Below are 22909 nucleotides of genomic sequence, written 5' to 3'. Positions count from 1 at the left end.
GCGCCACAACCAAGCGCTCATCGCGCTCGCACGGCGACGCTGTGACGTCCTGTTCGCCATGCTGCGCGACGGCACCATTTACCAACCCAAGTCAGCCCCTACCGCTTGACGAAACACATAGGGGCCCCCCCCCCATCTTCCTCCCGGCTTGCTGACACCTTTCATTTGATAATCATTCCCATTTCGATCTAGAATCCTAAATCTTTCGCTTTGTAATGTTTCGGGTTGCTCGGGCGGCAGGCACGCCCCGGAACGCTTCTTCGTCCGCCTGCCTCATCGGAGTCTCCATGTCGAATCCGCGCACCCGCCTGCTGCCGCTCGCCGGCGCCCTCGCCCTTGCCGCCGCCGCATTTGCGCCACTGGCCCACGCGGCCGAGGAAGTGAGCCTGTACACCACCCGCGAACCGAAGCTGATCCAGCCGCTGATCGACGCGTTCACGAAACAGAGCGGCGTCAAGGTCAACACGGTGTTCGTGAAGGACGGCCTGCTCGAGCGCGTGAAGGCGGAAGGCGCGCAGTCGCCCGCCGACGTGCTGATGACGGTCGACATCGGCAACCTGCTCGACCTCGTCGACGGCGGCCTCGCGCAGCCGGTGCGCTCGAAGGTGCTCGACGATGCGATTCCCGCGAACCTGCGTGGCGCGCAAGGCGACTGGTACGCGCTGTCGCTGCGCGATCGCGTGCTGTACGTGGAGAAGGACCTGAAGGTCGACGCGTTCCGCTATGAGGATCTCGCCGATCCGAAATGGAAGGGCAAGGTCTGCATCCGCTCGGGGCAGCATCCGTACAACACGGCACTCGTCGCGGCGATGATCGCGCACGACGGCGAAGCCGCGACCGAAAAGTGGCTGCGGGGCGTGAAGGCGAACCTCGCCCGCAAGGCGACGGGCGGCGACCGCGACGTCGCGCGCGACATCCTCGGTGGCATCTGCGACGTCGGTCTTGCCAACGCGTACTACGTCGGTCACATGAAGAACGCGGAGCCGGGCACCGATGCGCGCAAGTGGGGCGACGCGATCAAGGTCGTGCGGCCGACGTTCGCGAACGCGAAAAGCGGCGGCACGCACGTGAACATCAGCGGCGCGACGGTCGCGAAGCACGCGCCGCACAAGGCCAACGCGGTGAAGCTGCTCGAGTACCTCGTGTCGCCGGAAGCGCAGGCGCTGTATGCGCAGGCGAACTACGAATATCCGGTGCGCGCGAACGTGAAGCTCGATCCGGTGATCGCGAGCTTCGGCACGCTGAAGGTCGACCCGCTGCCGCTGACCGACATCGCGAAGCACCGCAAGGCGGCCAGCCAGCTCGTCGACAAGGTCGGCTTTGACAACTGACGCAACGTTCGTCCGCGCGCCCCGCCGGCCGCTCCGTTCGCGCGCGGGCGGCCTCTGGCTGGGCGCGGCCGTCGCGATCGCCGCGGCGGTCGCGGCGCCGCTCGCGGTGCTGGTCGCCGCCGCGTTCGGCGCCGATCTCGCGCACTGGAAGCATCTCGCCGAATTCGTGCTGCCGCAGGCGCTCGTCAACACGCTGCTGTTGCTCGCGGGCGTCGGCGCGATCGTCACGGTGGTCGGCACCGGCTGCGCGTGGCTCGTCACCGCGTACGACTTTCCCGGCCGCCGGATGCTGACCTGGGCGCTGCTGCTGCCGCTCGCGGTGCCCACCTACATCGTCGCGTTCGCCTATCTCGACCTGCTCCATCCGATCGGCCCCGTGCAGGGCGCGATCCGCTGGCTGCTCGGCTTCGACAGCCCGCGCCAGTTCCGTCTGCCCGACCTGCGCTCGCTGCCCGGTGCGATCTTCGTGCTCGGTTTCGTGCTGTATCCGTACGTGTACCTGAGCACGCGCGCGATGTTCGTCACGCAGTCCGCGAGTCTGCTCGAAGCCGCGCGCACGCTCGGCGCGGGACGCATCGCGACGTTCTGGCGCGTCGTCGTGCCGCTCGCGCGGCCCGCGATCGCGGTCGGCGTGAGCCTTGCGCTGCTCGAAACGCTGAACGACATCGGCGCATCGGAATTCCTCGGCGTGCAGACGCTGACCGTGTCGGTCTACACGACGTGGATCACGCGCTCCGATCTCGCCGGCGCCGCGCAGATCGCGCTCGCGATGCTCGCGATCGTCGTCGGCATGATCGCGCTCGAACGCTACGGGCGCCGCCGCCAGCGCTACGCGCACGGCCGGCGCATGCGTCCGGCCGCACCGCGCAAGCTGACGGGCACGGCCGCGTGGAGCGCCGCCGCGCTCGGCTGGCTGCCGGTGCTGCTCGGCTTCGGCGCACCGGCCGCGTACCTCGCGGTCGAGACCGGCAAGCGGCTGCATCTCGTCGGCGGCGTATCCGCGCAATTGATGACCGGGCTCGCGAACACGCTGACGATCGCCGCCGCCGCAACCGTCGCGACGCTCGCATGCGGGCTCGTCGTCGCGTGGGCGGCGCGCGCGCAGCGCGACAGCGCGCGCGCGGGCCCGGCCCGTGTGTGCGCGCGAATCGCGAGCCTCGGTTACGCGGTGCCGGGCACCGTGCTCGCGATCGGCCTGCTGATCCCGTTCGCGGCGGCCGATCGGCTGGTCGGCGCGGCGCTCGGCCGTGACGGGCTGCTGCTGATGGGGTCGGCGGCCGCGCTCGTGATCGCCTACACCGTACGCTTTCTAGCGATCTCGGCCGGCAGCATCGAAGCCGGCCTCGCGCGCATTCCGCCGTCGCTCGAACACGCGGCGCGCTCGCTCGGCGAGACGGCCGGCGGCACGCTGCGCCGCGTGCACCTGCCGCTGCTGCGGCCCGCGCTCACGACGAGCGCACTGCTCGTCTTCGTCGACGCGATGAAGGAGCTGCCGGCGACGCTGCTGCTGCGCCCGCTGAATTTCGACACGCTCGCGACCTGGCTGTATGCGGAGGCCGCGCGCGGCACCTATGAGGAAGGCGCGGTCGCCGCGCTCGCGATCGTGCTGGCCGGGCTCGTGCCCGTGATCCTGCTCGCGCGCACCCGTCACAAGATCGGAGCCTGACACCGTGAACCTGCTCAAACTCGACGACCTCTGCGTCGCCTATGACACGCCGCACGGCCGCCGTACGGTGGTCGACGGGCTGAGCCTCGCGCTGCCGCGCGGCGACATCGGCTGCCTGCTCGGCGCATCGGGCTGCGGCAAGACCACCGTGCTGCGCGCGATCGCGGGCTTCGAGCCCGTGCGCATGGGACGCATCGTGCTGGACGGCACGCCCGTCGCGGCGCCGTCGCTCGACGTGCCGCCCGAGCGGCGACGCATCGGGATGATGTTCCAGGACTATGCGCTGTTCCCGCACCTGAGTGCGGCCGACAACGTCGCGTTCGGCCTGCGGCGCATGCCGAAGGCCGAACGGCGCGCGCGCGTCGTGGACATGCTCGAACTCGTCGGCCTCGCCGCTTCCGGCAGCGCGTATCCGCACGAACTGTCGGGCGGCCAGCAGCAGCGCGTCGCCCTCGCCCGCGCGCTCGCGCCGTCGCCCGAGCTGCTGCTGCTCGACGAGCCGTTCTCGAATCTCGACGTCGATACGCGCGAGCGGCTCGCGTTCGAGCTGCGCGACATCCTGAAGCGCACGGGTCACACCGCGATCCTCGTCACGCACAACCAGGCGGAAGCGTTCGCGATCGCCGACCGGATCGGCGTGATGAAGGACGGCCGGCTCGCGCAATGGGATACGCCGTACGCGCTGCACCACCATCCGGCCAGCTCGTTCGTCGCGGAATTCGTGCGCCGCGACGCGCTCGCGGACGAACGCGCACGCGCGCTGTCGCGCGGCCGCTGACCGGGCGATAACGGCACGTATCGGCGGCGCGCACACGTAACGCCCATGCGCACCGACGCGGTCCGTTGCCGCCCCGCGCGCTATGCCGGCTCGGACAGATCGCGCACCGGCAGCGCGGTCGAATACTTGATCTGCTCCATCGCGAACGACGAGCTCACGTCGAACAGCGGCACCGCGCGGATCAGTTGCTTGTACACGCGATCGTAATCGTCGATGCCGGCCACCACGACCCGCAGCAGATAGTCGGTCTCGCCGCTCATCCGGTAGACCTCGACGACTTCCGGCATGTCGCGCACGGCCTGCGTGAAGCGCTGCGCCCATTCCTCGGTGTGCTGGTTCGTGCGGATCGCGACGAACACAGTCGTGCCGACACCGAGCTTGCGCGGATCGCACAGCGCGACCTGCGCGCGGATCGCGCCGGTTTCCTTGAGCCGCTGCACGCGCTTCCAGCAGGGTGTCTGCGACAAATTCACGCGCTGCGCGAGTTCCGCGATCGGCAATGTGGCATCTGCTTGCAACAGCTCAAGCAGTTTGCGATCGATGGCATCCATTTACCCGGTCCCTCGTAGATAGAAATTTTTTCTATGCATCCTGCATGACGGGGAACAATATGGAAACCGCCGCGCGGCGTCGACCGGGATAAATACCAATCAGGCCGGGAAGCATCCGCGTCACGCGCGATCCCGCGCGCAGCGGCCCATCGATCATCGGCACACCAGACGAAACAGGCGATTCCACCCGCCGAGATGGAATCGCCTGAAGTCATTGCGGCTGCGCAGCCTGCTGGCCGCTCACGGCGAATGCGGCACCTGCGCGCCGCCTTGCCGTGGGATCGCTCAATACGCGACCGTTGCGATCTCGCGCACGAAGCTGTGTTGCTCGAGCGCATCGACGAACGCGACCGCGTAGTCTTCCGCCGAGATCCTGCTGTTGCCCTCTGCGTCCACGATCAGCTTGCCCGTGCCCGTGCGGAACGTGCCCGTGCGCTCGCCCGGCGCGATCAGGGCCGCCGGCGCGAAGAACGTCCAGTCGATATCGCCGACCGTTTTCAGATAATCGAGCGCATCGCGATGCGCGAGCGCGACTGCCTTGTACGCGTCCGGGAAACCTTCGGTGTCGACCAGTTGCTTGCCCGGCGCGACCTCGAGCGAACCGGCGCCCCCCACCACCACGAGCCGCTTCAGGCCCGCCTGGCGCGTGCTTTCCACCAGCGCCTTCGCCGCGGCGGCGATCTTCGCGGGTTCGTCCTGCTTCTGGCTATACGCGCTCGCGACGACGTCGTGGCCCGGCAGCGCGGCCGCGATGCTGGCCGCATCGAACAGGTCGGCCGCCTTCGCGGTGATGCCGTCGCCGGCCGCGCCCGGATGGCGTGACAGCGCAGTCACGCGATGGCCGCGGCGCACGGCTTCCGCGGCGATGCGCGAGCCGATCATCCCGGTGGCGCCGAACAGTGCGATGTTCAAGGTACGTTGCGTCATGTCGATTCTCCAGAAGTAAAAAGTAACTACGTTGATTACATATAAGATCGAAAAAAAACGGAGCAACACTCCGTCGTGCCGGTCGCCGCGCGTACGGGTCACCCGGCCTCCTGCCCTGCATCAGCCGTTGCTCGCCATCACCCGCCGGTGCTTCCCGCCGGCCGGCGGCGCTGCTCCGATTCGAGCACGTCGGCCGTGACGTCCGCAAGCGTGCGCGTGGCAAGCGATGCTTCCATCGCGCGCTGCGCGTCGCCGATATAGTCGATCAGCACGCCCTGGATGTGCCGCCCGACGAGACACGCGGGATTCGGCGCCTCGCGATGCAGCGCGAACAGCTGCGCATCGTCGACCGCGCGATACACGTCGAGCAGCGTGATCTCGCCGGGCTCGCGTGCCAGCAGCGCGCCGCCGCCCGCACCGAGCTGCGACGTGGTCAGCCCCGCGGCCGCCAGCATCGACAGCAGACGGCGAATCAGCGCCGGATTCGTGTTCACGCTACCCGCGATGATGTCGGACGACAGCGGCGCACCTTCCTGCATCGACAGCAAGGCAAGCACATGAACGGCAAACGCGAACCGGCTGCTGGTATTCATTCCTCACTCACTCGGTGACGCCGGCCCGAACGGCAGCCGGCGGCAATGTGTACGCACTATAGTTACATTTCACGAATTCCGCAAGGGGCGCTTACTCGCCGCTGGCCGGCTTCGCACCCGATGCGTTCTGCTGACTCCACTGCTGGAGCTTCTTGCCGGCCTCCGCCATCTTCGCGCCCGCTTCCGATGCCGCGTGTGCGACGACGGCGGACGCGGCCGCATCGATCTGCGCCTGCGCGGCGGACGCGAGGCCGCTCGCGGACAGCGGCGGCACGGCCGAGGCCGCGCTCGCGATGCCGGCCTTCGCGGCATTGATCTGCTGGTTGACGGTGCTCGCCACCTGGTCGAGCGCCTTGGCCGCGTTGTTCGCGGCATCGGCGGCCGCGCTGGCGGCCGTATCGGGTTGCGTGGCCGGCGTGCCGGACTTCTCGCAGCCTGCGAGCAACAGCGCCGCACCGACGGCCGCGGCCGCCAGCACGGACCCGGGCACGCGACGCGCCAGCCAAGTCTTCATCTTCATCAGCGATCTCCGGCCGTGCGCCGCACGGCCTGAATGGTTGGACCAGCGTCGATGATACCGCCTGTGGAACAGGGCCAATGACGACTGGTGATTAAAAATGCCTTTCAATTTCGGATTTGTCTGATTCAATCGCAGGCGTGCCGAGACTAAAGTGGGCGGGCCTCAATCCGCTCCGTCTGCTGCCCGTTTCTTCATGGCTTTCCTCATCGACTGGTTCATTGCGCTGGCCGCCGCGCTCGCCGCCACCCTGTTCCTGTGCCTTCGCTCACCGTCCGCATCGTGCCTGCGCGCTGCCGGGCGCCCGCGCCGCGTGGCGTGCGCTCGCCTGCTCGCCCAGGCGGTGATCGGCTTCTGGACGGCCGCGCTGATCGTCGCGCAAGGCATCCTTGGCCCCGACGGCGACGGCCAGTCGCACGCGGGCTTCGCGGCGCTCGCGTTTGCCGCACTCGGGCTCACCACCGTTGCCGCCTATTGGTGTGCCTGCGCACTGCGGCTACGGCGCTCGCGCGTGCTGTTCGCCCGCCGCTGACGCGCCAGACCGGTGCATCGCGGCGCACCACGCCGCGCATCGCACGCACCAGTTGCGCTCGCATCGCACCACGCGCGTGCATTCGTTGCCCCACCGGCCCCACACGCAGCCTGCCCCGCTTCCGTGCACGCGTCGCCGACATGCCGCATCGCACGGCCGCCCGCACCACTTATACGCACTCGTTCACCAAGTTGGCTCGATATTTGCATTCCTTGCCCGTTTTTTGCGCAAGGAAGCCACAGCATGGATGGTCTGAAATCCGGCGTCGACACACTGTTCCTGTTGATCGGCGCCGTCATGGTGCTCGCGATGCACGCGGGCTTCGCATTTCTCGAGCTCGGCACGGTCCGCAAGAAGAACCAAGTCAACGCGCTCGTGAAGATCCTGGTCGACTTCTCGGTGTCGACGCTCGCGTATTTCTTCATCGGCTACACGATCGCGTACGGCGTCGAGTTCTTCGACGACATCGGCACGCTGTCGCAGCACAGCGGCTACGCGCTCGTGCGCTTCTTCTTCCTGCTGACGTTCGCGGCGGCCATTCCCGCGATCGTGTCCGGCGGCATCGCCGAACGCGCGAAATTCAACCCTCAGCTCGTCGCGACGCTAATCATCGTCGGCTTCATCTATCCGTTCTTCGAAGGAATCGCATGGAATGAACGCTTCGGCGTGCAGGGCTGGCTCACGCATGCGTTCGGCGCGCCGTTCCACGATTTCGCGGGCTCGGTCGTCGTGCACGCGTTCGGCGGCTGGGTCGCGCTGCCGGCCGTGCTGCTGCTCGGCGCACGCCACGGCCGCTATGCGAAGGACGGCCGGATCGCCGCGCACCCGCCGTCGAACATTCCGTTCCTCGCACTCGGCGCATGGGTGCTCGCGGTCGGCTGGTTCGGCTTCAACGTGATGAGCGCGCAAACGCTCGACAAGATCAGCGGCCTGGTCGCCGTGAACTCGCTGATGGCGATGGTCGGCGGCACGCTCGCCGCGTGGATGGCCGGCCGCAACGATCCGGGCTTCACGTACAACGGGCCGCTCGCGGGCCTCGTCGCGGTCTGCGCGGGCTCCGACGTGATGCACCCGATCGGTGCACTCGTCACCGGCGCGGCAGCCGGCGCGTTGTTCGTCGCGATGTTCACCTGCGTGCAGAACAAGTGGCGCATCGACGACGTGCTCGGCGTGTGGCCGCTGCACGGGATGTGCGGCGCGCTCGGCGGCGTCGCGGCCGGCGTGTTCGGGCAACCCGCGTTCGGCGGCCTCGGCGGCGTGTCGTTCGTGTCGCAGCTCATCGGCACGCTCGGCGGCATCGCGATCGCCACCGCCGGCGGCACGCTCGTGTACGGCGCGCTGAAGGCGACCGTCGGCCTGCGCCTCGAGCGCGAAGCCGAATTCGACGGCGCCGACCTGTCGATCCACCGCATCTCGGCGACGCCCGAGCGCGACTGAGCGCGAACACACACCTAACCGGCGTCCGGCAGCGCGCCTGACGGACGCCCAACGCATCATTACGTTTTCAATTCAAAAAACTTTCATCGAGCGTCCCTAAACTTCGGTCCAGTTTTCAACTTGCCTTCGCATTGCTTGCTGATCGCCTGCTTCGCGAAAGGCCATTCTTCCAACATTCGAAACTGGACTCCACATGCCCGCGTTGCCCAATGCTTCCCGTCGTCAGGCCCTGAAGATCCTCGCCGGCGCGCCCATGCTGCCCCTCTCCGGCCTCGCGCTGCCGGCCCTGCTGACGGGCTGCGGCGGCGACGACAATCCGGCGGCAACGCCGGCCGCCGCCGCGTACACGTCGGCGGCATTCTCGGCGATGGCCGCGCCCACGCTCGACAACGCGGCCGCGATGGCCACGACGACGGTCGGCTCGACGCTGTCGGTGTCGTTCTCGGACGGCTCGTCGCGCAACTTCAAGCTCGCGTACCGGCCGTTCTTCGTGACGGGCGACATGGTGCCGGACGGCAAGGGCGGCACGACGCTCGCGGGCGGCTACTACGACATCAACAACCAGCCGATCATCGACCGCTCGATGGCGGGCAAGGAGCGCCAGTTCTATTCGGACTGCCCGGACGGCAGCTCGCTGCTGACGCTGAAGAATGCGAACGTGGCCGGCGTGAAGGGCAACACGGTGTTCGCGGTCGTGCAGTTCGAATACACGACGCGCGACCAGGCGAGCGCATCGCAGTACGGCCAGCTGCCGTCGCCGATCGCGGTGATCACGCTCGACCAGGATCCGTCCAGCGGCGCGCTGAAGGTGGTCAAGTATCACAACGTCGACACGTCGAAGGCGCACGGCCTGTGGATCACGTGCGGCGCGAGCCTGTCGCCGTGGGGCACGCACCTGTCAAGCGAGGAATACGAGCCGGACGCGACGAAGGCCGCGACCGACGCGCAGTTCAAGGCATTCAGCCGGAACACGTTCGGCGACGAGACGAAGGCGAACCCCTATCACTACGGCCATCTGCCGGAGATCACGGTGAACCCGGACGGCACCGGCTCGGTGAAGAAGCACTACTGCCTCGGCCGCATCTCGCACGAGCTGATCCAGGTGATGCCGGACCAGCGCACGGTGATGATGGGCGACGACGCCACCAACGGCGGCCTGTTCATGTTCGTCGCCGACAAGGCGGCCGACCTGTCGGCCGGCACGCTGTACGTCGCGAAGTGGACGCAGACGTCGTCCGCCGGCGCCGGCAGCGCGACGCTCACGTGGATCAGGATCGGTCACGCGACCAGCAGCGAGATCGAGACGCTCGCGAACACGCTGAAGGCGTCGGACATCATGGACCTGACGACGACCGACCCGAACGACGCGAGCTTCACGAAGATCCACTTCGGCGGCAAGTTCAACTGGATGCGCGTGAAGCCCGGGATGGAAAAGGCGGCCGCGTTCCTCGAGACGCATCGCTACGCGGCGCTGATCGGCGGCAGCATGGCGTTCACGAAGCTCGAAGGCACGACGGTCAACGCGAAGGACAAGATCGTCTACACGGCGATGTCGCGGATCGAGACGTCGATGGTCCAGGGCAATGCGGTGTCGCGCGACGTCGCGGTGGACAAGAAGATCGCAGCAGGCGCCGTCTACGCGCTGAACCTGAAGGCCGGCCAGCGCGACACGTCGGGCGGCGCGATCGACAGCGAGTGGGTGCCGGTCGACATGGGCGCGCCGGCCGCGCTCGTCGGCGAGGACCTCGCCGCGGCCGATGCGCTCGGCAACCTCGCGAACCCGGACAAGATCGCGAACCCCGACAACCTGAAGTTCTCCGAGAAGCTGCGCACGCTCTTCATCGGCGAAGACTCGGGCATGCACGTGAACAACTTCCTGTGGGCGTACAACGTCGACACGAAGTCGCTCGTGCGCGTGCTGTCGTGCCCGGCCGGCGCCGAATCGACGGGCCTGCACGCGGTCGACGAGATCAACGGCTGGACCTACATCATGAGCAACTTCCAGCACGCGGGCGACTGGGAGACGCCGCTGCACGACAAGGTCAAGCCGACGCTCGATCCGCTCGTGCGCGCGAACTTCAAGGACCGCTTCGGCGCCAGCGTCGGCTACCTGACCGCCGAGCCGACCAGCATCAAGCTCGCGAAGGGCTGACCCTCTGCACCGTGGGGCCGCGTGCCCCTGTCACGCTTTCTTCTTCACGTTTCATTCGTCGGCGCTCCACGCCGGTTTACGCGCGATGCCCATTGCGGGCATCGCGCTTTTTTTTGCGCGCGCCGCACGCACGCAGGCGCGCACGAGCACGGTCGAACGGGCGATTTCAGCGATCGGGGGATAATACGGACCTGATGCGTCCGGCGGACGGGCAAAAAAAAGCGCCACGGAGACCGTGGCGCTAAAAAAGTTCTAGCCATTCCGAGGGCCGTGCTAGAACCTGAGAGACTGCGCGAAACACCGTTGCCGGTTAAACTCGTGAAACGATGTTTCGAAAACGTGAGACATTCTTTCCGTTTCCGCCCGACAAGTCAAGCGGTATTTGCACCGGTTTGTTCACTTCCCGGTAATGCACATTTGAGCGCTTTCCTAATAAACCAAGGGTGAACCCGTAAAATATCATCCGATGAACGATTCACCCATGGAACACGCATCTTTTGACAATCATCCTACAATACCAACAAAATTGAAATCGAGTTTCGGAAATAGAGAGAATCCCTCGTGTCGACACCTGTAACGCCTCCCGCGCCCCGCGACCGCGAATCGTCGCCGGACGAGATCACCGCGCTCGCGCGCGGCCTCGCCGTGCTGCGGCGCATCGCGGCCGCCGATGCCCCGGTCAGCAACCGCGAACTCACCGAATTGACGGGCATCCCGAAGCCGACGGTGTCGCGCATCACCGCGACGCTCGTCAGCGCCGGCTTCCTGTTCCAGTTGCCCGACAGCGAGCGCTTCGTGCTGACCGCGTCGGTGCTGGAACTGAGCCACGGCTTCCTGCGCAACTTCGACATCCGCGCGCGCTCGCGGCCGTTCATGATCGAACTCGCCGAGCGCACGTCGCTGTCGGTGCACCTCGCGGTGCGCGACCGGCTCGACATGGTCGCGATCGACGTGATCCGGCCGCGCTCGGCCGTGCTCGTCACGCGTCTCGAGATCGGCTCGCGGATGGACATCGCGCGCACCGCGGTCGGCCGCGCGTATCTCGCGGCACTGGAGGACGACGAGCGCCGCGTGCTGCTCGACGCGCTGCGCGCGACGGCCGGCGACGACTGGCCGCACATATCCGCGCGCCTGACCCCCGGCGTCGAGGATGCGATGCGCACGGGCCATGCGATCGCGATCGGCGAATGGCGCGAAGGGCTGAACGCAGTCGCGGCCGGTTTCGTCGGCCCGTCGGGCCAGCGCTATTCGGTGAACTGCGGCGGCGCATCCAGTCAGTGCCCGCCCGAATGGCTGCAGGAACACGTGGTGCCCGCGCTGCACGAATGCATCGCGAAAATCACCCGCGAGATCGGCGGCGCACCCGCCCGGCGCAGCGCCGTGTAATCGATCCGCCATCGTCCCGTCGCCTTCTGTAACGACCGTAACCCGTTGAAAGATAGACGACTGGACTGTAACGGGGACGGGACGTAGCATCATGCCCATCGTCGCGCCGCATTCGCGGCGCGCACCGCTCTTTTCTTTTCCCGCGCGGGCCGGAAGGGCCCGGATCGAGCCGGCCCTCCGGCACCGCAAGCCCACGCGCCGCCCCGGGCCCGTCTCCCGGCCCGCCGCGCCGTCTTCCTGACAGAACACGATGGACAACCAACAAAAGCCCACGCCCCCTTCGAAGGATCCTGCCTCCCCCGCCGCGCGCCGCCCGCGCCGCACGCTGGTGATCGGGACGCTCGCGGTCGTCGTCATCGGCGGCTTGCTGTGGTGGCACCCGTGGAACCGTACGCAGGCGGACGCGTCGGCAGCGGGCAGCGCGGCCTCCGGCGCGAGCGCCGGCGGCGGTGGCGGCCATCGCGGCCGCGGCGGCCCCGCCGCCATGGCGAACGTTCCGCAACCCGTATCGGTCGCGACCGCGACGCAGGGCGAGATGCCGATCGTGCTGTCCGCGCTCGGCACCGTGACGCCGCTCGCGAACGTGACGGTCAAGACGCAGTTGTCGGGTTATCTGCAGTCCGTCGCGTTCCAGGAAGGCCAGATCGTCAAGAAAGGCGACCTGCTCGCGCAGGTCGACCCGCGCCCGTATCAGGTCGCGCTCGAGAATGCCGAAGGCACGCACGCGCGCGACTCGGCGCTGCTCGCGACGGCCCGCATCGACCTGAAGCGCTACCAGACGCTGCTGTCGCAGGACTCGATCGCGTCGCAGACGGTCGACACCCAGGCGTCGCTCGTCAAGCAATACGAAGGAACGGTGAAGACCGACCAGGCGGCGATCGACTCCGCGAAGCTCAACCTCACGTACGCGCGCATCACGGCGCCGGTGTCGGGCCGCGTCGGCCTGCGCCAGGTCGACCCCGGCAACTACGTGACGCCGGGCGACACGAACGGGATCGTCGTGATCACGCAATTGCAGCCGATGAGCGTGATCTTCACGACCTCGGAGGACAACCTGCCGCAGATCGTCAAGCAGGTGAACGCGGGCCGGAAACTGTCGGTCACCGCGTACAACCGCAACAACACGGTGCCGCTCGAGACGGGTTCGCTCCAGACGCTCGACAACCAGATCGACACGAGCACCGGCACGGTCAAGCTGCGCGCGACCTTCGACAACAAGGAAGGCCTGCTGTTTCCGAATCAGTTCGTGAACACGCGGCTGCTGGTCGACGTGATGCGCGATGCGACGATCGTGCCGACGGCCGCCGTGCTGACGGGCTCGATCGGCCAGTTCGTGTACATCGTGAAACCCGACAACACGGTGACGGTGCGCAAGGTCAAGGTCGGCCCGGTCGACGGCGAGCGCACGAGCATCGTCAGCGGCGTCGCGATCGGCGAGCGCGTGGTCACCGACGGCTCCGACCGGCTGCGCGAAGGCGCGAAGATCACGATCCCGGCCGACAAGCCGAAAGGCGCGTCGGGCGCGCACGGCGCCGGCGCGGCGTCGGGTGCATCGGGTGCGGCCGCCCACCGCGGCGGGCAGAAGCACGGCGCGTCGCAGGCAGCGGCCCCCGCGGCCCAGTAACGCGCGGGCCGCTCGATGAATCCATCCCGCCTCTTCATTCTCCGGCCGGTCGGCACCGCCCTCCTGATGGCGGCGATCATGCTGGCCGGTCTCGTCGCGCTGCGCTTCCTGCCGCTCGCCGCGCTGCCCGAAGTCGACTACCCGACGATCCAGGTCCAGACCTTCTATCCGGGCGCGAGCCCGGAGGTGATGACGTCGTCGGTCACCGCGCCGCTGGAGCGGCAGTTCGGCCAGATGCCGTCGCTGAACCAGATGTCGTCGCAAAGCTCGGCCGGCGCGTCGGTGATCACGCTGCAGTTCTCGCTCGACCTGCCGCTCGACATCGCCGAACAGGAAGTGCAGGCCGCGATCAACGCGGCCGGCAACCTGCTGCCGTCCGACCTGCCCGCCCCGCCGATCTACGCGAAGGTCAACCCGGCCGACGCGCCGGTGCTGACGCTGGCCATCACGTCGAAGACCTTGCCGCTCACGCAGGTACAGGACCTGACCGACACGCGCCTCGCGATGAAGATCTCGCAGATCGCGGGTGTCGGCCTCGTCAGCCTGTCGGGCGGCAACCGGCCGGCCGTGCGGATCCAGGCGAACCCGACCGCGCTCGCGAAGTACGGGATGAACCTCGACGATCTGCGCACGACGATCTCGAACCTGAACGTGAACACGCCGAAGGGCAACTTCGACGGCCCGACGCGCGCGTACACGATCAACGCGAACGACCAGCTCACCAGCGCCGATCAATACAACGACGCGGTCGTCGCCTACAAGAGCGGCCGCCCGGTGATGCTGACCGACGTCGCGAAGGTCGTCGCCGGCTCGGAGAACACCAAGCTCGGCGCGTGGGTGAACGCCGAGCCCGCGATCATCCTGAACGTGCAGCGCCAGCCGGGCGCGAACGTGATCGCGACCGTCGACGCGATCAAGGCGCAGCTGCCGAAGCTGCAGGAGACGCTGCCCGCCGCGCTCGACGTGCAGATCGTCACCGACCGCACGACGATGATCCGCGCCGCCGTGCGCGACGTGCAGTTCGAGCTGCTGCTCGCGGTCGCGCTGGTCGTGCTGGTGATGTACCTGTTCCTCGCGAACATCTACGCGACCATCATCCCGAGCCTGTCGGTGCCGCTGTCGCTGATCGGCACGCTCGCGGTGATGTACATGGCCGGCTTCTCGCTGAACAACCTGTCGCTGATGGCGCTCACCATCGCGACCGGCTTCGTCGTCGACGACGCGATCGTGATGATCGAGAACATCGCGCGCTACGTCGAGGAAGGCGATTCGGGGCTCGAGGCCGCGCTGAAGGGCTCGCGGCAGATCGGCTTCACGATCATCTCGCTGACGGTGTCGCTGATCGCGGTGCTGATTCCGCTGCTGTTCATGGGCGACGTGGTCGGCCGGCTGTTCCACGAGTTCGCGATCACGCTCGCGGTGACGATCGTGATCTCGGCGATCGTGTCGCTCACGCTCGTGCCGATGATGTGCGCGAAGCTGCTGCGCCACTCGCCGCCGCCCGAAAGCCACCGCTTCGAGGCGCGCGTGCACCGCGCGATCGACTGGGTGATCGCGCGCTACGCGGTCGCGCTCGAATGGGTGCTGAACCGCCAGCGCTCGACGCTCGTCGTCGCGCTGCTGACGCTCGGGCTCACCGCCCTGCTCTACGTGTACGTGCCGAAGGGCTTCTTCCCCGCGCAGGATACCGGCGTGATCCAGGCGATCACGCAGGCGCCGCAATCGATCTCGTACGGCGCGATGGCCGAACGCCAGCAGGCGCTCGCGGCCGAGATCCTGAAGGATCCGAACGTCGAAAGCCTCACGTCGTTCATCGGCGTCGACGGCAGCAACATCACGCTGAACAGCGGCCGGATGCTGATCAACCTGAAGGCGCGCGACGAGCGCGCCGAGTCGGCCGCGCAGATCATCCGCGACCTGCAGCAGCGCGTCGCGAACGTGACCGGCATCACGCTGTTCATGCAGTCGGTGCAGGACCTGACGATCGACTCGACCGTGAGCCCGACGCAGTACCAGTTCATGCTGACGAGCCCGAACCCGGACGAATTCGCGACCTGGGTGCCGAAGCTCGTCACGCGGCTGCAGAAGGAGCCGTCGCTCGCCGACGTCGCGACCGACCTGCAGAGCAACGGCCAGTCGGTCTACATCGAGATCGACCGCGCAAGCGCCGCGCGCTTCGGCATCACGCCGGCGACCGTCGACAACGCGCTGTACGACGCGTTCGGCCAGCGCATCGTGTCGACCATCTTCACGCAGTCGAACCAGTACCGCGTGATTCTCGAGTCGGAGCCGAAGGACCAGCACTACGCCGAATCGCTGAACGACATCTACCTGCCGTCCGCGGGCGGCGGCCAGGTGCCGCTGTCGTCGATCGCGTCGTTCCACGAACGGCCGTCGCCGCTACTCGTCGCGCACCTGTCGCAGTTCCCGTCGACGACGGTCTCGTTCAACCTCGCACCGGGCGCGTCGCTCGGCGAGGCCGTGAAGGCGATCGACGCCGCCGAGAAGGACATCGGCCTGCCCGGCTCGTTCCAGACGCGCTTCCAGGGCGCGGCGCTCGCGTTCCAGGCATCGCTGTCGAACCAGCTGTTCCTGATCCTCGCGGCGGTCGTCACGATGTACATCGTGCTCGGCGTGCTGTACGAAAGCTACATCCACCCGATCACGATCCTGTCGACGCTGCCGTCGGCCGGCGTCGGCGCCCTGCTCGCGCTGATGATCAGCGGGCACGATCTCGACATCATCGGGATCATCGGGATCGTGCTGCTGATCGGCATCGTGAAGAAGAACGCGATCATGATGATCGACTTCGCGCTCGAAGCCGAACGCGTCGAAGGCAAGCCACCGCGCGAGGCGATCTACCAGGCGTGTCTGCTGCGCTTCCGGCCGATCCTGATGACGACGCTCGCCGCGCTGCTCGGCGCGGTGCCGCTGATCTTCGGCGCCGGCGCGGGCTCCGAGCTGCGCCAGCCGCTCGGGATCGCGATCGCGGGCGGCCTGATCGTGTCGCAGGTGCTGACGCTGTTCACGACGCCGGTGATCTACCTCGGCTTCGACAGCCTCGCGCGCCGCGTGCGCGGCTGGTTCGAACGGCACGGCCCCGGCCGCGACGCCGGCAAGCATACGGGCGCGTAAGCGATGAACCTGTCGCGCCCCTTCATCACCCGCCCCGTCGCGACGACGCTGCTCGCGCTCGGCGTCGCGCTCGCGGGCCTGTTCGCGTTCATCAAGCTGCCGGTGTCGCCGCTGCCCCAGGTCGACTTCCCGACCATCTCGGTGCAGGCGTCGCTGCCCGGCGCGAGCCCCGAGACGGTCGCGACCAGCGTGACGAGCCCACTTGAGCGGCACCTCGGCTCGATCGCCGACGTCAGCGAAATGACGTCGACCAGCACCGTCGGCAACGCGCGGATCATCCTGCAGTTCGGGCTGAACCGCGACATCGACGGCGCCGCGCGCGACGTGCAGGCCGCGATCAACGCGGCGCGCGCCGACCTGCCCGCGTCGCTGAAGAGCAACCCGACGTACCGCAAGGTCAACCCGGCCGATTCGCCGATCATGGTCGTGTCGCTCACATCCGAAACGTCGTCGCCCGCGAAGCTGTACGACGCCGCGTCGACGGTGCTGCAGCAGTCGCTGTCGCAGATCGACGGGGTTGGCCAGGTGTCGGTCAGCGGCTCCGCGAACCCGGCCGTGCGCGTCGAGCTCGAGCCTCACGCGCTGTTCCACTACGGAATCGGCCTCGAGGACGTACGGGCCGCGCTCGCGTCCGCGAACGCGAACAGCCCGAAGGGCGCGATCGAATTCGGCCCGAAGCACTACCAGCTCTATACGAACGACCAGGCCTCGCAGGCGTCGCAGTACAGCGACCTGGTCGTCGCCTACCGCAACGGCGCGGCCGTGCGGCTGTCCGACCTGTCCGAGGTCGTCGACGGCGTCGAGGATCTGCGCAACCTGGGCCTGTCGAACGGCAAGCGCGCGGTGCTCGTGATCCTCTACCGCTCGCCCGGCGCGAACATCATCGAGACGATCGACCGCGTGCGCGCGGCGCTGCCGCAACTCACGGCGTCGCTGCCGGCCGACATCACGGTGACGCCGGTGCTCGACCGTTCGACGACGATCCGCGCGTCGCTGAAGGACACCGAGCACACGCTGCTGATCGCGGTGAGCCTGGTCGTGATGGTCGTGTTCCTGTTCCTGCGCAACTGGCGCGCGACGCTGATTCCGAGCGTCGCGGTGCCGATCTCGATCATCGGCACGTTCGGCGCGATGTACCTGCTGGGCTTCTCGATCGACAACCTGTCGCTGATGGCGCTGATCGTCGCGACCGGCTTCGTCGTCGACGATGCGATCGTCGTGCTCGAGAACATCACGCGCCACATCGAGAACGGCAAGCCGCGGCTGCAGGCTGCGTTCGACGGTGCGCGCGAGGTCGGCTTCACCGTGCTGTCGATGAGCATATCGCTCGTCGCGGTGTTCCTGCCGATCCTGCTGATGGGCGGCATCGTCGGGCGCCTGTTCCGCGAATTCGCGTTGACGCTGTCGCTCGCGATCGGCGTGTCGCTCGCCGTCTCGCTGACCGTCACGCCGATGATGTGCGCGCGGCTGCTGCGCGAGTCGCACGAGGTGCAGGAGGAAGGCCGCCTCGGCCGGTTCCTCGAGCGCTTCTTCACGCGGATGCAGCGCGGCTATGAGCGCACGCTGTCGTGGGCGCTGCGCCGTCCGCTGCTGGTCCTGCTGATCCTGTTCGCGACGATCGGCCTGAACGTCTACCTGTACATCATCGTGCCGAAGGGCTTCTTCCCGCAGCAGGACACCGGGTTGATGATCGGCGGCATCCAGGCCGACCAGTCGACGTCGTTCCAGGCGATGAAGCTGAAGTTCTCCGAAATGATGCGGATCGTGCAGGCCAACCCGAACGTGAAGAGCGTTGCGGGCTTCACCGGCGGCACGCAGACCAACTCCGGCTTCATGTTCGTCACGCTGAAGGACCGCACCGAGCGCAAGCTGTCGGCCGACCAGGTGATCCAGCAGTTGCGCAAGCCGCTCGCGGACGTCGCGGGTGCGCGCACGTTCCTGCAGGCCGCGCAGGACATCCGCGTCGGCGGCCGGCAGAGCAATGCGCAGTACCAGTTCACGCTGCTCGGCGATTCGAGCGCCGAGCTGTACAAGTGGGGCCCGCTGCTGACCGAGGCGCTGCAAAAGCGCGCCGAGCTGACCGACGTGAACTCCGACCAGCAGCAAGGCGGCCTCGAGGCGATGGTGACGATCGACCGTGCGACCGCCGCGCGGCTCGGCATCAAGCCCGCACAGATCGACAACACGCTGTACGACGCGTTCGGCCAGCGCCAGGTCTCGACGATCTACAACCCGCTGAACCAGTACCACGTCGTGATGGAAGTCGCGCCGAAATACTGGCAGAGCCCGGAGATGCTGAACCAGGTGTGGATCAGCACGTCGGGCGGCAGCGCGAACGGCTCGCAGACGACCAACGCCGCGGCCGGCACCTTCGTCGCGACCTCGGCCGGCACGTCGAGCGCCGGGACGGCCGCCACCAGCGCCGCGGCGATCGCGTCCGATTCGGCGCGCAACCAGGCGCTGAACTCGATCGCGTCGAGCGGCAAGTCGAGCGCGTCGTCGGGCGCGGCGGTGTCGACGTCGAAGTCGACGATGATCCCGCTGTCCGCGATCGCGACCTTCGGCCCGAGCACGACGCCGCTGTCGGTCAACCACCAGGGGCTGTTCGTCGCGACGACGATCTCGTTCAACCTACCGCCGGGCGTGTCGCTGTCGGAGGCGACCCAGGTGATCTACCAGACGATGGCGCAGATCGGCGTGCCGCCGACGATCGTCGGCAGCTTCCAGGGCACCGCGCAGGCGTTCCAGCAGTCGCTGAACAACCAGCCGATCCTGATCCTCGCGGCACTCCTGGCGGTCTACATCGTGCTCGGGATCCTGTACGAGAGCTACATCCACCCGATCACGATCCTGTCGACGCTGCCGTCGGCCGGCGTCGGCGCCCTGCTCGCGCTGCTGCTGTTCAAGACCGAGTTCAGCATCATCGCGCTGATCGGCGTGATCCTGCTGATCGGTATCGTGAAGAAGAACGCGATCATGATGGTCGACTTCGCGATCGACCAGACGCGCAACGGCAACAAGTCGTCGTTCGATGCGATCCACGAGGCGTGCCTGCTGCGCTTCCGGCCGATCATGATGACGACGATGGCGGCGCTCCTCGGCGCGCTGCCGCTCGCGTTCGGCAGCGGTGACGGCGCCGAGCTGCGTGCGCCGCTCGGGATCGCGATCGCCGGCGGCCTGATCATGTCGCAGGTGCTGACGCTATACACGACGCCGGTCGTCTATCTGTACATGGACCGGTTCCGCGTGTGGGGCGAAAAGCGCCGCAACCGCCGCGGCAACCCTGGCGGACCGGCGGTGGCGGGTGAGTAAGCGGGTAACGGGGCACGCGGCCGCATCAAGCGGCCGCGTGACGGGCTTGCACGCCAGCCGTGATCGGCTATCGTGTGTCCATGCCCACCCTCGCGCCCCTTCCCGGGGACCCGCCATGAACGTCCAGCTGAACCATACGATCGTCTGGTGCCGCGACAAGCACGCGTCGAGCCGCTTCCTCACCGAGCTTCTGGAACTGCCGGCGCCGACGCCGTTCGGCGCGATGCTGGTCGTCCAGCTCGACAACGGCGTGTCGCTCGACTTCTACGAAAAAGAGGGAGACATCACGGCCCAGCATTACGCTTTCCTGACCGACGAGGCCGGCTTCGATCGCGTGTTCGCGCGCATTCGCGAGCGCGGGCTACCGCACTGGGCCGATCCTGCGAAACGGCATACCGGCGACATCTCCCGCCACAACGGCGGGCGCGGTGTGTACTTCGACGATCCGGACGGTCACTTCCTCGAAGTGATGACGCAGCCATACGTGCTGAACGGATAGCCGAACGCGTCGGCCGGCATTGCACCGGCCGACGTGGCGACGCGGGCGGCGCCCCCGATCGGATGCCGCCCCGCCGTGACGCCGTTACTCGGCGGCGGCTGCCGTCTTGCGCGGGCGACGCGCGCGGGTCGCCGTCTTGCGGGCCGGCTTCTTCGGCTTGGCGCCGGGTGCCGCTTCGACAGCCGCTTCACCGGTCGATTCGGCAGCCGGTGCTGCTTCGTGCGGCGGCTGCGCGGCCGCCGTCGAGGCACCGTGCTCGCCGGCCGTCGGCGCCGCATGCTGCGCCGCGACGTGGCGATCCTCACCGTGCTCCGCGTCGCGATGAGGCGCTTCGGCATGTTTCTCGCCGCCGTGCTTGGCGCCGCCGTGCGCAGCCTCGTCCGGCTTAGCCGCCGCGTGACGGCCGGCGCCCTTCGCTTCGCCACCCTTCTTCGCGCCGGTCTTCTTCGCCGCGCTCTTGCGCGCGCGCTTGCGGCCGTCCTTCGCGTCGCCGTGCGCCTCGGCTGCTTCATTCGCTTCAGCCGTCGCGGCCGGCACGTGCGCCGCGTCGCTCACGACGTCGACGAGGTCCGCCTCTTCGGCATCGACCTGCACGCTTTCGTGAACGGCCGCTTCCGCACGCTGCCCGCGATGCCGCGGCTCACGCTCGGCCGTTGCAGCCTCGCCGTGGCGCCCGCCGTGACCGTGCTGCGCGCCACCCGTTTCACGCGCCGCCATCGGCTCGGCCGCCGTGGCGGACTGGCGCGGCCGCGACACGAACGCGCCCGACTTGTCGTCGCGCCCCACCTCGAGCAGGCCGCGCGCCTGCGCTTCGTCGAGCAGGTTGCCGAACGCACGGAAGCCGTAATACGACTCGTTGAAATCCGGCTTGCGGCGCTTGATCGCGCTCTTGAGCACCGACGCCCAGATCTTGCCGACGTCGTCGCGCTCCGATGCCAGCGCGTCGAACGTCTCGACCGCGAGCGCGATCGCCTCGCTCCGGCGCACTTCCAGCTCCGGCTTGCGCGACGGCTCGTCGGCGCGCTTCGCGCCGCCGTTGCCCGTGCGCTGCTGTTCGCGCTTCGCCAGCGCGCGCTGCTGCTCGCGCACCAGGTCGTCGTAGAAAATGAATTCGTCGCAGTTCGCGACCAGCAGGTCCGAGGTCGACTTCTTCACGCCGACGCCGATCACCTTCTTCGCGTTCTCGCGCAGCTTCGACACGAGCGGCGAGAAATCCGAGTCGCCGCTGATGATCACGAACGTATCGACGTGCGACTTCGTGTAGCAGAGGTCGAGCGCGTCCACGACGAGCCGGATGTCGGCCGAATTCTTGCCCGACTGGCGCACGTGCGGAATCTCGATCAGTTCGAAGCTCGCCTCGTGCATCGACGCCTTGAAGCCCTTGTAGCGCTCCCAGTCGCAATACGCCTTCTTCACGACGATGCTGCCTTTCAGCAGCAGCCGCTCCAGCACGGGCTTGATGTCGAATTTCTCGTACTTCGCGTCGCGCACGCCGAGCGCGACGTTCTCGAAGTCGCAGAACACGGCCATGCTGACGTTGTCCAGGGGTAATGCCATGTGTACTCCAACCGGTTGGTCGCCGCGTTGTATTGCGTAGCGGCGAAAAATGCATCGCGCACATGATAGCCGGTCGGCGGGTCGATTCCGCCATCCATGCGCGCGACCGCGCGGATAACGGGGTGCCGCGCCGGCCGTTACGGAGCGGTACAGCCCCAATTACCCGCGCGCCGCCTCCCCAAATCGACATACACTTGAGTATCGGTCGTCCGTCCCTATCTGGGAGGATGACGCATCGCGCAAGGAGCGGTTTCATGACGACGAAGGTATTGCTGATTGGCGCGACCGGCCGCACGGGTCGAGCCTGCGCGGATCTGCTGCTCGAGCAGCCGGAATTCGAGGTGACTGCGCTGGTGCGCCGGCACGGCTATGCGCTGCCGGGCGCGAAGGTCGTCGAGGCCGATCTGACGGGCGATTTCTCGCACGCGTTCCAGGGCATCACGCACGTGATCTACGCGGCCGGCTCGGCGGAATCGGAAGGCGCCGCCGAAGAGGAGCAGATCGACCGCGACGCGGTCGCGCGCACGGCCGAGCATGCGCTCGCCTACAACGTGCAGAAGCTGGTCGTGATCAGTTCGCTGAGCGCGTACTGGCCGGAGCGCAGCGGCGACGCGCTGCGCCACTATTCGCGGATGAAGCGCGAAGGCGACGACCGCGTGATCGCATCGGGCATCGACTACGTGATCCTGCGCCCCGGCCCGCTCGCGGACGGCCCGGGCGTCGGCAAGATCGCGCTGACCGAGGAGCCGCTCGACCCGGCGCCGCCGGTGTCACGCCAGGATGTCGCATGGGCCGCGATCGAGGCGATCAAGCTCGGCATTTCGCGCAAGGTCATCGGCTTCGTCGGCGGCAGCGTGCCGATCGAACAGGCATTGCGCGCGTAACGCACGCCTGCGCCGCCCGCCCGGGCGG

The 22909-nt window shown here is 67.8% G+C and carries 17 protein-coding genes; 12 read left to right on the top strand and 5 right to left on the bottom strand.

The window, feature by feature from the left end; all coding sequences use genetic code 11:
* Window positions 1-287 precede the first annotated feature (287 nt).
* The 3 genes from HWX22_RS29240 to HWX22_RS29230 are packed head-to-tail and all read left to right on the top strand — an operon-like array spanning window position 288 to window position 3775.
* Window positions 288-1331 (top strand): Fe(3+) ABC transporter substrate-binding protein, encoded by a 1044-nt coding sequence (locus HWX22_RS29240; RefSeq protein WP_059683054.1) that lies wholly within the window; start codon window positions 288-290, stop codon window positions 1329-1331.
* Window positions 1321-2997, top strand: a complete 1677-nt coding sequence (locus HWX22_RS29235) for an iron ABC transporter permease (RefSeq protein ID WP_175916898.1) — start codon at window positions 1321-1323, stop codon at window positions 2995-2997. The genes HWX22_RS29240 and HWX22_RS29235 overlap by 11 nt, the downstream gene beginning before the upstream one ends.
* 4 nt (window positions 2998-3001) lie before the next feature.
* Entirely contained in the window at window positions 3002-3775 is a 774-nt protein-coding gene (locus HWX22_RS29230) for an ABC transporter ATP-binding protein (protein WP_175916897.1), read from the top strand.
* Window positions 3776-3855: 80 nt separating this feature from the next.
* Here HWX22_RS29230 and HWX22_RS29225 read toward each other — a convergent pair whose 3' ends face one another.
* The 4 genes from HWX22_RS29225 to HWX22_RS29210 all read right to left on the bottom strand — a co-directional run bounded on the left by HWX22_RS29225 (window position 3856) and on the right by HWX22_RS29210 (window position 6366).
* Window positions 3856-4326 (bottom strand): Lrp/AsnC family transcriptional regulator, encoded by a 471-nt coding sequence (locus tag HWX22_RS29225; protein WP_006754321.1) that lies wholly within the window; start codon window positions 4324-4326, stop codon window positions 3856-3858.
* A gap of 285 nt (window positions 4327-4611) precedes the next feature.
* The gene (locus HWX22_RS29220; protein ID WP_175909643.1) at window positions 4612-5253 is read right to left on the bottom strand and encodes an NAD(P)H-binding protein; all 642 of its coding nucleotides are present in this window, start codon (window positions 5251-5253) and stop codon (window positions 4612-4614) included.
* Window positions 5254-5390: 137 nt separating this feature from the next.
* Window positions 5391-5846: an Rrf2 family transcriptional regulator gene (locus HWX22_RS29215; RefSeq protein WP_175916896.1), complete on the bottom strand. Its 456-nt coding sequence runs from the start codon at window positions 5844-5846 to the stop codon at window positions 5391-5393.
* Between the two features lie 91 nt (window positions 5847-5937).
* The gene (locus HWX22_RS29210; protein ID WP_059523609.1) at window positions 5938-6366 is read right to left on the bottom strand and encodes a hypothetical protein; all 429 of its coding nucleotides are present in this window, start codon (window positions 6364-6366) and stop codon (window positions 5938-5940) included.
* Window positions 6367-6559: 193 nt separating this feature from the next.
* On the opposite strand from HWX22_RS29210, the gene HWX22_RS29205 reads away from it, so the two are divergent.
* The 8 genes from HWX22_RS29205 to HWX22_RS29170 all read left to right on the top strand — a co-directional run bounded on the left by HWX22_RS29205 (window position 6560) and on the right by HWX22_RS29170 (window position 20440).
* Window positions 6560-6895: a hypothetical protein gene (locus HWX22_RS29205; RefSeq protein WP_059815892.1), complete on the top strand. Its 336-nt coding sequence runs from the start codon at window positions 6560-6562 to the stop codon at window positions 6893-6895.
* Between the two features lie 243 nt (window positions 6896-7138).
* Window positions 7139-8332 (top strand): ammonium transporter, encoded by a 1194-nt coding sequence (locus HWX22_RS29200; RefSeq protein WP_174907045.1) that lies wholly within the window; start codon window positions 7139-7141, stop codon window positions 8330-8332.
* A gap of 193 nt (window positions 8333-8525) precedes the next feature.
* Window positions 8526-10484 carry an alkaline phosphatase PhoX gene (locus HWX22_RS29195; RefSeq protein ID WP_175916895.1) on the top strand — a complete coding sequence of 653 codons (1959 nt, stop codon included), beginning with the start codon at window positions 8526-8528 and terminating at the stop codon, window positions 10482-10484.
* 561 nt (window positions 10485-11045) lie between these two features.
* The gene (locus tag HWX22_RS29190; protein ID WP_175916894.1) at window positions 11046-11870 is read left to right on the top strand and encodes an IclR family transcriptional regulator; all 825 of its coding nucleotides are present in this window, start codon (window positions 11046-11048) and stop codon (window positions 11868-11870) included.
* A 250-nt stretch (window positions 11871-12120) separates the two neighbouring features.
* On the top strand, window positions 12121-13494 hold the full coding sequence (locus HWX22_RS29185; protein ID WP_059815905.1) for an MdtA/MuxA family multidrug efflux RND transporter periplasmic adaptor subunit: 1374 nt from the start codon (window positions 12121-12123) through the stop codon (window positions 13492-13494).
* Between the two features lie 15 nt (window positions 13495-13509).
* Window positions 13510-16629, top strand: coding sequence for an MdtB/MuxB family multidrug efflux RND transporter permease subunit (locus HWX22_RS29180; protein WP_175916893.1), 3120 nt, complete (start codon window positions 13510-13512; stop codon window positions 16627-16629).
* Window positions 16630-16632: 3 nt separating this feature from the next.
* On the top strand, window positions 16633-19941 hold the full coding sequence (locus HWX22_RS29175; protein ID WP_175916892.1) for an efflux RND transporter permease subunit: 3309 nt from the start codon (window positions 16633-16635) through the stop codon (window positions 19939-19941).
* Window positions 19942-20056: 115 nt separating this feature from the next.
* The gene (locus tag HWX22_RS29170; protein WP_347879485.1) at window positions 20057-20440 is read left to right on the top strand and encodes a VOC family protein; all 384 of its coding nucleotides are present in this window, start codon (window positions 20057-20059) and stop codon (window positions 20438-20440) included.
* A gap of 84 nt (window positions 20441-20524) precedes the next feature.
* Here the strand turns inward: HWX22_RS29170 and HWX22_RS29165 are convergent, their stop codons facing one another.
* Complete coding sequence (locus tag HWX22_RS29165; protein WP_175916890.1) at window positions 20525-21997, bottom strand: NYN domain-containing protein; 1473 nt, start codon at window positions 21995-21997, stop codon at window positions 20525-20527.
* Between the two features lie 254 nt (window positions 21998-22251).
* Between HWX22_RS29165 and HWX22_RS29160 the strand changes: the two genes are divergently transcribed.
* On the top strand, window positions 22252-22881 hold the full coding sequence (locus HWX22_RS29160; protein ID WP_059815920.1) for an SDR family oxidoreductase: 630 nt from the start codon (window positions 22252-22254) through the stop codon (window positions 22879-22881).
* Window positions 22882-22909 lie beyond the last annotated feature (28 nt).

This window comes from Burkholderia sp. BCC1638 (assembly GCF_902833195.1).
In the GTDB taxonomy this organism is placed as follows: domain Bacteria; phylum Pseudomonadota; class Gammaproteobacteria; order Burkholderiales; family Burkholderiaceae; genus Burkholderia; species Burkholderia diffusa.
The sequence above is the reverse complement of the archived record's forward strand: the minus strand, read 5'-3'. Positions and strand labels throughout refer to the sequence as shown.